A 10618-nucleotide genomic window follows, 5' to 3' on the forward strand; every position below is an offset into this window, starting at 1 on the left:
GCCAACGGAATTTGCCATGACCAAGCGCCAGACCCAGGAAGAACGTTCACGCCAAACCCAGAGCCGGGTCAAGCAAGCGACCATCGAATGCATTCTGGAGAAAGGCATTCGCGCCACTTCGACGGTGGACGTCGCGCGGAAAGCCGGCGTTTCACGCGGCGCTCTGCTGCATCAATACCCTTCCAAGGAGTTGCTGATGCAGGCTGCACTGGAGGACATCCTCAACAGGGAAGTCGAGAGCGTTCAGGACATGGCGACACGCATCAAGGCAGGCGAGCTCGATTTCGAAACCATGCTGCAGGCGTTGCATGAGCACTTCAAGGGCGACATGTACATGGTGACGCTGGAGTTTCTCACCACGGCACGCACCGACCCGGCCATCAAGGAGGTACTGGTGCCCTTGGCCACGACGTTCAACGCCTCCCTGGAGCAGATCTGGGAGCAGCTGGTCATGAATGCCGAGCACAGCTCGCACGAGAAGCGTGTGGCGCTGAATGCCACGCTCTGCATGATGCGCGGTATGGGGGCACAGAGCATTTGGCGTGAAGACCCGGCGCTGTACCGGGACATGCTGTTGTTCTGGAAACGAACCCTGTTGGAATTGGGTTTTTCCACTTCGGAGAACACCAAGAGAGTTCCACACAATGACAAGAACGATCGAGATACTGAATGACTGGGTAGCCAAACTCGCCCTGACGCTGGCGGCGCTGTTTCTGCTGCTCATGGCGCTGCATGTCACACTGGACGTGGCACTTCGCTATCTGCTCGGCAAGTCGTTTCCCGGCACGCTGGAAGTGGTCTCCTTCTATTACATGGTGGCCGTGGTATTCCTGCCCTTGGCGTACGTCGAGCTCAAGCGTGAGCACATCAGTGTGGATGTGCTGGTCGGCCGTCTTCCCGCTTCGCTGCAGTTGATCCTTTATCTCTTTGCTTGCAGCCTCGGCCTGCTGTATTTCGGCATGCTCTGTTACCAGAGCTATCTCGATGCCATGCGTGCGACCACCCGCATGGAAACGGCCATGGCCAACTTCCGCTTTTACCTCTGGCCCAGCCGCTGGGCGCTACCCGTCGGTTTCGGCGCCATGATGCTGGCGATTTTCGCCAACATGCTGAAGGCATTGCGTTTACGTCAAGCCCTTTAGGAGTTTCCATGAGCAATCTCGAGATAGGCGTGGCAGGCATTGCCATCGCCTTGGCCCTGATCGCCCTGCGCGTGCCAATCGGCATAGCATTGGGGCTGGTTTCGATCATCGGCATCAGTGAAATGACCAGCATGCGCGTGGCCTGGGGCATGATTTCCGCCACGCCCTTCGACTTCGCCGGCACCTGGGAGCTGACCGCCGCCCCGATGTTTCTGTTCATGGGCTACCTGTGCACCTCGACCAACATGACCCAGGGGCTGTTTCATGCCATGCGCCTCTTCATGGCGCGGCTACCGGGCGGCCTGGCGGTTTCCAGCGTGATGGCTTCCGCTTTTTTTGCCGCTGCCTCCGGCTCCAGCGTGGCGACCTCGGCGGCCATGTCGCGCATTGCCGTTCCCGAGATGCTGAAGTACCGCTACGACAAAGGCCTGGCCACCGGCACCGTAGCCGCTTCCGGCACGCTGGGCTCGCTGATCCCCCCTAGCGTGCTACTGGTGCTTTACGGGGTTTATGCTCAGGTCTCGGTGGGCCAGCTGTTCATGGCGGGCTTCATTCCGGGAGTGCTCTCGGCGCTGCTCTACATCGCCATGATCATGGTGCGCACCAAGCTCAACCCCAGCCTGGCCGGCGATGCTGCCGTGCGCTCCAGCGCCAGGGAAAAATGGGACGCTTTTCGCGACATCTGGCCGTTGCCGCTGCTGATCGGCTCTGTGCTGGGCGGTATCTTCCTGGGTATTTTCTCCCCCACCGAGGCTGGTGCGGTAGGCACTACCATCGCCGCCCTCATCGCATTTACCAGGCGCACCCTGACCCTGCGCGCGCTGAGGGAAGCGCTGATCAGCACGGCCGTCAGCACCGCCAGCATCTTCATCATCTTGATTGGCTCGCTGTTCTTTACCCGCTTTTTGGCCCTGAGCGGCGTGCCGGCCGCTTTCTCGGAGCTGATTCTCGGTGTGAGCACCGAAACCTGGTGGATCCTGCTTGCCGTTGCTCTGATCTATCTGGTGCTCGGCATGTTCATCGATTCCATTGGCCTGCTGCTGCTGACGCTGCCGCTCATCCTGCCGCTGGTGCAAGGGGCCGATCTCAACCTGGTGTGGTTCGGCATCATCGTCGTCAAGCTGCTCGAAGTCGGCCTGGTTACGCCCCCTATAGGGCTCAACGTCTACGTGATCAAGGGCGCTCTCGGTAAAAGCGTCACCCTGCCTGAAGTCTTCAAGGGCGTGAGTTGGTTCATCGTGATGGACATCGTCGCCCTGCTGTTGATCGTGCTGATCCCGGCACTCTCACTCTTCTTGCCACAGTTGATGTTTTGACATCCCGGCTCCTACAAGGAAACTCCTATGACAACGACTCGCTTCATCAATGCCAACGTCATCGATACCCGCAATGGCCAAGTATTGCCCGACCGGCAGGTGCGCGTGCAGGACGGCCGCATCGTGGCTGTCAGCGACACCGCCCTGGAAGGAGCGGACGACCAAGTGATCGATGTCCGCGGACGCTACCTTATGCCCGGTATGGTCGATTCTCATGTCCACGTAACGGCCATTACGCCCAACTTTGCCCTGCTGGAAACGCTCTCCCCCTTCTATGTAGGCGCCAAATCGAGCGAACTGTTGAAGGACATGCTGATGCGAGGCTTCACCACCGTGCGCGATGCCGGCGGTGCCGACCACGGGCTTGCCAGTGCCTTGGAGGAGGACAGCCTGATCGGCCCTCGGTTGATGTATGCCGGCAGGGCGCTATCGCAAACCGGTGGACACGCCGACATGCGCGGAGCGGGACAGCAGACCTTTGAAGGCTGCTTTTGCTGCGCCGGGCTCGGGCGGGTGTGCGATGGGGTGAGTGAGGTGCGCCGAGCCGCCCGCGACGAGATACGCAAGGGCGCCACCCAGCTCAAGATCATGGCATCCGGCGGTGTCGCCTCTCCCACCGATCGGGTCGACAGCACGCAGTTCTCCTTGGAGGAGATCGACGCCATCGTCGAGGAAGCCACGGCCGCCAACATCCACACCATGGCCCATGCTTATACTGCGCGCGCCATCAACCGGCTAATTCCGCGAGGCGTTCGGACCATAGAACACGGCAATTTGATGGACGAAGAGAGCTGCCGCCTGTTCCTGGAGCATGGCGCCTACCTGACCCCCACGCTGATCACCTACGATGCGCTGGCAAGAGAGGGGGTCGAGGCTGGCATGGCCGAGCATCTGCAGCGCAAGGTGTACGACGTTCTGGAAGCCGGTCACAAGGCTTTGGCGATGGCTCAAGAACACGGCGTCAAGATGCTATACGGCTCCGACCTGCTGGGCCGCATGCAGCGCTACCAGTTGGACGAGTTCCACCTGCGCAAGGACGTGATACCCACTGCCGAATTGCTCCGCAGTGCTACCTGCAACGCGGCCGATGCCTATGGCCATAGCGGCGATTTCGGCGAGGTCATTCCCGGCGCACGCGGCGACCTGCTGGTGCTCGAGGGCAACCCCCTCGACGACATCACTGTGCTGACACGGCCGGAAGAGCAGCTGTTGCTGATCATGAAAGCTGGCAAACTCTACAAGAACGTGATGTAAACCTCCAAGCAGCCCGGCCAAGGCCGGGCTGCTTGGTTACTATTGGAAGCTCACAGGTGCACGCAGAAGCAGATTTCTAATACTCTATCGCCAAAGTCGCATTAACAATCAACCCTACCAAGATGGTAAAAATAGCACGATATCAAGTCACATCTTCTCGCGAAAGTGGCTAAAATCACGTAAAGAATTGTAAGCAACAGGATCGCACCAAAGTGACGTATCCACGTGATAGCGAGAACAAAATGAAAAAAACACTATTGGCAATATTTTTCGTCACGGCCTCACTCTCGTTAAAGACGGCGATGGCTCAAACTCTCGTGACAGAAAACTATATCATCGAGATAAAAAACAACTGTGCTGAAGGCGTTGTCGTCTGTGATGACATAACATATATCGGGACATCCAAAACATCCGGCAACCACATTGAACTAAGTGGTCAAACACATCATGTGATGTGTGCCGACGGCGTGACCCCATGCCGTTTCTTAGGTTACATATTCGAGAACGGAAACGTTACCTATTTCGTAGATCAAGCTGGCGCCATCAAAGTAACGCAGAACGAAACCGTGTTGGTTGAAGAAACGGGAGAGTGGGTATATTAATCACAACAAGAAAAGGTGTGACGATGGAAGGGACAGTACTTCATTTCGACGCCTCAAGCAAAACAGGGATCATACGCGACACCAATGGGAGTCGTTACGAATTTCAGCAGAGCGATTGGAAATCCGAATCAACACCAAGCTCAGGAATGCGAGCAGATTTCGTCATCGCTGGCGTAAACGCCACACAAATTTATGAGCTACCGCCGGAAAAACTGGTAGGTAATAACGCCGACTCTGAGAAAAGAGTCACGCTGAAATGGCCTGATATTACAACGTCCATAACGGATAGCCCATTCGCCGGTAACGTCATGCAAACGGAAGGCAAGACAACTACTAAGCCAGAAAATTCTTCGTCCAGCAGCGGCAGCAAAATGAATCGGATCGGCATGCTGGCCACGATCGTCGGCGCCCTGACCCTCTTCAGCCCGCTGTTTTACTCAGATCACTATGGCTACCTCCCCCCCTTCTTACGGGCTGAGAAGCTACATCTTTGGATGGTACCGCTCCTTTTTATTGTCGCCGTAATTTTTTACAACGGCGGTTCTAGAATACTCATTCGAGCCTTGGCACTCACAAGCATTGGCGGCATTGCTTTAGGCTACTATAATGGTTTCCAGGAATACAGCATTTTCGTTTGGGGAGAACCCAGACCTGCTTCTCTTGCGTTTGGTGCTTACCTAAACTTTTCGGCTCTCTTCATCATGACGGCGGCAGCCTTCAGCAAACATTATTCACCGCATGGCTGTATTTCTTCATCCACCCGAGTAGTAGAGGGGTGCATTGAAACGACGGGGTCATACAGCCAAACATACGGGGGAAGGTGGTTCCGGTATAACTACCTTTCTTTCTTAGGTGCTGATGGAAAGAAAGTGCAGGCAAAACGCGTACTAGTACCAGACCAGATCGACCCCTTGGTCGTACCCAACGTGTGTGGTACCTTCATTTTTACCACACAATTTTTCCAGCGAGTACTCATAGGAATCAAGACCGATGATAATGAGGCATGGTATCTACCTTCCAGCGTAGAGGGCGAAATTCTAAAGTATATTTTTGCCGCATTATTTTGTGGCTTCATGACCTTTGGAACGTTTTCCACCATAATTTTGATGCCATTTACGCCGTTGTTCGCTATAGCAACAATGGCAGCCGCTTTCGGCGTGTTTAATGCCCCTTTCAGAATCAGTCGTATGAAAAAAGACTTGAAAGAGAACGGCTTTACCCTGGCCAAGGTAAAAAATATTTAGCTCCGCTATGCTTTGAACATCATGAAAGTAACGCGCTTAGGTTATTCAGTTTCCACCTCGAACGCCACGATCTGGCGCCGCTCGCGGGAGAACTCCACGCCTACCAGATGGATCGGCTTGCCCTGGCCGCGGTACTTGTCGGCGTAGCCCTTGGCTTTGATCTGCTCGAGCGCGCTGCCCTCGGGCAGCTGTTCCATTACCTTGAACTCGAACAGGTACAGGTGCCCGGCGAAATCCACCGTCATATCGACCTTGCCGTGGTGGCTGGCGTCCTCCACCGTCACGTTCACCCCCAGCGCGGCAAAGTGGCTGTAGAAAACGCTGGCATAGTGGCCTTCATAGCGGGCGATGGGGTTGTTGCGGTACCAGTCGTGGGGCAGCCCGGCGTAGAGGGCTTTGAAATAGGTTTCCAGGCCGGCCATATCCGCTACCTTGAGCAAGCCGGGCAACTTGAGAATCAGCTCATCCAGTGCATCGTCACTTAGCCCCAGCACAGGCAGCAGCGCCTCATTGAGGCTGGCTTCCACTTCCTGATTGGGAAAACCCAGGCGATAGATGGGGCGATTCGGCACCTCTTCGCGCACCCCTTTCAGGGTGAGATAGCCGGTCTGAAACAGCAGCGCTTCGGTGGCGATATCATCCACATCGAAGCGACTCAGCAGCGCCGGTCGGCTGTGCCAGGCAGTAAGCGCCGGAGTAAACACCCCGCGCTGCTTGAGCACTTCCACCAGAAAGGTGGGCGTGGCGCTCTCGAACCAGTAGGCGCCGAACTGACGCTTTTGAAACAGCAGCAGCACGTCGAAGGGGTTGTAAACTGCCGTAACCTCCTGCCCGCCCCAGCGATAGCCGTTGTACCAGTGCTTGATCTGGCTTCGCTCCAGCCCCGGCAGCTCGGAGGCGAATACCGTGTCGATGTCGTCGTCGGTGTAGCCGCAGATAGTCGCGTAGGGAGCGTCCAGCGTGATGTCATTGAGATTGTTGAGGCCGGAGAACAGGCTTACCTTGCTGAACTTCGACACACCGGTAAGCAGCACGAAGGCCAGATGCGGGTCGGCATCTTTGAGCACACTGTAGAGGTTCTTCAGCCCCTCGCGCAGCTCGCGGGCCCGCTCGGGATCGAGCAGGTTGTCGAGAATGGGCTTGTCATATTCGTCGACCAGTACTACCACGCGCTGGCCGTACTTTTCGTGGACACCGCGAATCAGGTCGGCAAATTCACCCGGTATGTCTTCCGCCTGGGTCGCGTCAATGCGCAGCCGCTCTCGATTGTGGCGCAATAGATAGCGGATTCGCTTGTCGATATCGTCGCGGCTCTGCATCACGCCATCGGCAAAACTCAGGCGAATTACCGGATAGCGAACCTGCCAGTCCCACTTGTCGTGAATATAGAGCCCTTCGAATAGCGCCTCGCGGCCCTCGAACAGGCAGCGCAGGGTATCCAGCAGCAGGCTCTTGCCGAAACGCCGCGGCCGCGAGAGGAAATAATACTTGCCCGCCTCCACCAAGCGGTGGATCGCGGGGGTCTTGTCGACGTAGTAGTAGCCTCCTTCACGGATATCGGCAAAGGTCTGGATCCCGATGGACAGTTTCTTGCGGGGCGTGGAGGACACGACACTCTCCTGGGACAAGTGCTGATTCATGCCAGCATAACATGGCGACCGCGCAGAAGCCTCGAACCAGCAGCCTCTCAAGGGTGGACGCTGCGTCTTAACCTCTCATGCCTGCGCATCACCGCCCAACACACCACGCAGAAGCCCAGGTAGCCACTCAGCCCCCGCACATCGCGCAGCATCGATTGCGTGAGGCCAAAATCGATGAAGGCGACCGGCACCATCATGCCCGCCGCCGCCAGCACGCGCACGCCTGGGCTCCCGCCGTCGACCAAACGGCGCCAGAACAGACTCAGCGGCACCATATAAAAAGCCAATAACACCCCAAGCCCCACCAGGCCGCGGCGAGCCGCCGTGTCGATGATGTCGCTGTGCAATTGGTCGTAACGGCTGATACCCGGGTGCAAGCCGGCCTCCGCCACCAGCGCATCACGCTGGTGCTGTACCTGACCTTCTCCCCAGCCCAGTACAGGCTTTTCGAGAAACATCAGGCCACCCGCGCGCCACATTTCCAGGCGCAACCCCACCGAGGACCCCCGCTCTTCTCCGACGGCGTACTGCATCAGGTTGCTGTGAGCCAGAGCGACACGGTCTCTCACGCCGGTTTGAGGTGCCCACGCTGCGGCAACCAGCAGGATCATCAAGGCGGCCACCGCCAGGTGCAACGGGCGTGACGGCAACACATCCCGCGCGGCACGGTAGGCCAAAAGCAGCAGCAGCGGCGCCGCTATCCAGCCGCCGCGGGTACCGGAGAGCAGCGAGCTCAGCATGCCGGCCATGGCCGCCAGCAGAGTAAGCGCAAGCAACGCCGGACGTCGCACACTGCCGGAGCGAACGCACCATAGCGCGCCGAGCAACGATAGCCCACCGAGCAGCAAGGAGAGATTGCCAAAAGGGATGGCGTTCATATCGTTGCTGGCGCGTGCCTTGTCCAGCACCAGCCGCTCGTAGAGCGCTATGCTTCCCGCACCCAGGGCACCGCACGACACCGCCAGCCACAGCAGCCTTGGCCCCGGCGTGAAAATACGCAGCGCCATCAGTAAAGCCGCGGCCAGCATCGGCCAAAGCGGAAGAAAAATGCCTTGATTGCCCTCGCCCACGGGCCATTCGCCGCTACGCCACACGTCCAGGCACCACAGCGCACCATAGCTGAACAGCGCTAGCAGCATGAAGGCATCGTCGCGGTCGAGCGCACCCTCGCCTTGCACACGGGGCGCATAGATCAGCAAGGCGGGAAGTAGCGTGGCGGCAGCCAACAGAGGAATGATCGCATAGGCCCAAGGCACCACCACCAGCAGCGCGATGAAGGCGAAGGCCCACAGGCTTGCCAGCGTTTGCATCCTTGTGCGCAGGCCGCCACGCCCCGCGGCCAGCTCGTTGCGGGGCGACTGCACGTACCACCGCTGCTCCCTGCTTTTCGTCATCGACTCTCACGTAACCACTAGGCTGGTGGAGCGTCAGTATAACATGTCGAATCGGCCGGGCCGGCATAGCCACAGTGTAAGCGGCATCGAAATCGTGCCGGGGCAAGAGCACCAGCCTCCACGAAAGACGAATGCCACGCTCGGACCATTGAGCACCTAGCGGGGCTCTGAAAACCACAGCAGCATTTCGAAGAAATAGCAACCGGCAGACGTCAAATAAGACCACGCCCGAAACGATGTACCATAGTCATCTTTGGGGCAATAATCTCGTCTCCAGCAGCCGGATAGTGGGAATGAATGCGGAGAAACGGGCTCTTCAGGGGGTGAGCAACGACGGAAGGCAATTGGATGAAAGTATCGCTTCCCTAAGATAAACTAACATGCTAATTTAAAATATAAATATTAACGAATTCAAAGCAGAGCCAGCTCTAGCTGGCCGAACAGTACGCAAGGGACGACATAGCAAGTGCAAGGAAATCCTTCACCAGAGCCTGACACCTTTGCGCTGTCAGTCTGGCGCTCTTCCTATGACTCCTGGCAGTTCACTCGACTGCGATCTCATCGCAGAAGGCCAAGTCAAGGAGAGAGACAGGCGTGCCCGCAATTCTTCTGCATAGCGGAAAAACCGAGCAATTCCGAGCCTTAGGCGAAACGGGTCAACCGGTCTATCATTCCGCGCTTCAGCTCCGCAAGGTGATCTCACGTCGGTTACCAGGCAAAGAGCGACACTTGGCTATCCCTCAACGTGACCAGCAGGGCGAGGGTGCCGACTGGTACAGCGACATCGAAGGCGATGTCATTCCTTGGAGCAGTGCCACCGAAGGGGAGCGAGAAGACGCACGCATTCAATTGGAGGCCTTCCGGCAGGATATCATTGCGCTTCGCCACTCTCCTCATGAGGGACAAAGCGGCGACCATGAAGTATTCAACCGGCTAGTGAAATGGGTGTGCCACTTCCCAGACGAAGGTTTCGTCTATCTTGTCAACGGCACCCCAGTGCTCACTTTCTGGGGGTTTATCCACCCGGATGCCGACCGGCACGCCAATCCCCTGCTCTGCCTCTACCCCTCGGCTCTCCCCGAGGAGACTGCGCCGCCCCCCCTATCAGCACCAATCGCCCCACTTGACACAGCCTTGGAGCCAGAACCTCGCCCCGCCCCCGTGGCGTCGGTCCGCCCTTGGTGGCGTCGATGGTGGTGGCTGCTACCGCTGCTTTTGGGGCTGTTGCTGTTGCTATTGTTATTCGGACTCAGGGCTTGCTCCTCGCCAGGCGCACCGACGCTTGCTACTCCCTCTCTGGACGCCCGCACCCCAGACGCCACGCTCCCGCGGATGCAGCATGGTTGGGACTTCTGGCCATTCAAGAGCTTGAGTGGTGGCTCATTGCCGGGTCAACGCCTGACGGCCCCCAATCCGACCTCTTCTGGTCTGGACGGCGACCCAACGCTACCCGCCATCGGTGGCCGCACTCCCGCCCTTGGCACACCCGGCCTGCCCTCTCCAGAGTCGAGCATGCCTGACGACTCCACCCTCGGTGTCGACCTCCAGGCCTCAGCCGATCAAAGAGTGGCTCCCTTCGCCGAAGGGCTCCCCCTCGTCGGCGATATGCCGACTCCGCCAGCACTGCCGGATGGCTTCATCCCCCCCACCCTGGAGCCGCTGACCCTGCCGGCCAACGCCCCCGATGGTACGGCCGATTTCCTCAACGGTAACTGGCGAGGCGCAGGTGTGATGGATAGCCAGACCGGTCGTCCCCTGCAGGTGACCTACACCTTCGAGCAGGGCAACGGTGCCATGTACATACAGCGCGGTGGCAGCTCAGGGATGACCTGTGCAGGACCGGTATCCGCCACCATGCAGGACGGTAATTTGCAGGTGGAAGGTCAAGAAAGGGCCCGCTGCGAGGACGGCAGTCACTACGAAATGCCTCGAGTGCAATGCCACCAGGCCGATGGTGAAACGGCCACCTGCGCGGCCAGCTATGACGACGAACCTTTCCCCATGCAGTTACGGAAAGCCAGCTAAC

General features: G+C 58.2%; 9 protein-coding genes. 7 read left to right on the forward strand and 2 right to left on the reverse strand.

Translation table 11 applies throughout. From position 1 onward, the window contains the following. Nucleotides 1–16 precede the first annotated feature (16 nt). The 6 genes from HOP59_RS16670 (at nt 17) to HOP59_RS16695 (ending at nt 5558) form a co-directional block, all read left to right on the forward strand. Nucleotides 17–673: a TetR/AcrR family transcriptional regulator gene (locus HOP59_RS16670; protein WP_234254715.1), complete on the forward strand. Its 657-nt coding sequence runs from the start codon at nt 17–19 to the stop codon at nt 671–673. Then, a complete protein-coding gene (locus HOP59_RS16675) occupies nt 645–1142 on the forward strand; it encodes a TRAP transporter small permease (RefSeq protein WP_234254716.1) in 498 nt (165 codons plus the stop codon). The genes HOP59_RS16670 and HOP59_RS16675 overlap by 29 nt, the downstream gene beginning before the upstream one ends. A gap of 8 nt (nt 1143–1150) precedes the next feature. Then, nucleotides 1151–2458, forward strand: coding sequence for a TRAP transporter large permease (locus HOP59_RS16680; RefSeq protein WP_010628934.1), 1308 nt, complete (start codon nt 1151–1153; stop codon nt 2456–2458). A gap of 27 nt (nt 2459–2485) precedes the next feature. Beyond that, entirely contained in the window at nt 2486–3712 is a 1227-nt protein-coding gene (locus HOP59_RS16685) for a metal-dependent hydrolase family protein (protein ID WP_010628935.1), read from the forward strand. 242 nt (nt 3713–3954) lie between these two features. After that, on the forward strand, nt 3955–4314 hold the full coding sequence (locus HOP59_RS16690; RefSeq protein WP_234254717.1) for a hypothetical protein: 360 nt from the start codon (nt 3955–3957) through the stop codon (nt 4312–4314). 23 nt (nt 4315–4337) lie between these two features. Then, nucleotides 4338–5558 (forward strand): hypothetical protein, encoded by a 1221-nt coding sequence (locus HOP59_RS16695; protein ID WP_234254718.1) that lies wholly within the window; start codon nt 4338–4340, stop codon nt 5556–5558. Between the two features lie 41 nt (nt 5559–5599). On the opposite strand, the gene HOP59_RS16700 is transcribed toward HOP59_RS16695, so the two are convergent. Further along, nucleotides 5600–7168: an AAA family ATPase gene (locus HOP59_RS16700; RefSeq protein ID WP_234254719.1), complete on the reverse strand. Its 1569-nt coding sequence runs from the start codon at nt 7166–7168 to the stop codon at nt 5600–5602. A gap of 77 nt (nt 7169–7245) precedes the next feature. Beyond that, nucleotides 7246–8592, reverse strand: a complete 1347-nt coding sequence (locus tag HOP59_RS16705; RefSeq protein WP_234254720.1) for an O-antigen ligase family protein — start codon at nt 8590–8592, stop codon at nt 7246–7248. A 594-nt stretch (nt 8593–9186) separates the two neighbouring features. Here HOP59_RS16705 and HOP59_RS16710 point away from each other — a divergent pair. Beyond that, nucleotides 9187–10617 (forward strand): SrfA family protein, encoded by a 1431-nt coding sequence (locus tag HOP59_RS16710; protein ID WP_234254721.1) that lies wholly within the window; start codon nt 9187–9189, stop codon nt 10615–10617. Nucleotide 10618 lies beyond the last annotated feature (1 nt).

This window comes from Billgrantia aerodenitrificans (genome assembly GCF_021404405.1).
In the GTDB taxonomy this organism is placed as follows: Bacteria; Pseudomonadota; Gammaproteobacteria; order Pseudomonadales; family Halomonadaceae; genus Halomonas; species Halomonas aerodenitrificans.

Bases quoted from the DNA above. Each gene is read 5' to 3' on its own strand.
- HOP59_RS16695 (WP_234254718.1), top strand. From the start codon at position 4,338: ATGGAAGGGACAGTACTTCATTTCGACGCCTCAAGCAAAACAGGGATC.
- HOP59_RS16705 (WP_234254720.1), bottom strand. From the start codon at position 8,592: ATGACGAAAAGCAGGGAGCAGCGGTGGTACGTGCAGTCGCCCCGCAAC.
- HOP59_RS16685 (WP_010628935.1), top strand. From the start codon at position 2,486: ATGACAACGACTCGCTTCATCAATGCCAACGTCATCGATACCCGCAAT.
- HOP59_RS16675 (WP_234254716.1), top strand. From the start codon at position 645: ATGACAAGAACGATCGAGATACTGAATGACTGGGTAGCCAAACTCGCC.
- HOP59_RS16680 (WP_010628934.1), top strand. From the start codon at position 1,151: ATGAGCAATCTCGAGATAGGCGTGGCAGGCATTGCCATCGCCTTGGCC.
- HOP59_RS16690 (WP_234254717.1), top strand. From the start codon at position 3,955: ATGAAAAAAACACTATTGGCAATATTTTTCGTCACGGCCTCACTCTCG.
- HOP59_RS16670 (WP_234254715.1), top strand. From the start codon at position 17: ATGACCAAGCGCCAGACCCAGGAAGAACGTTCACGCCAAACCCAGAGC.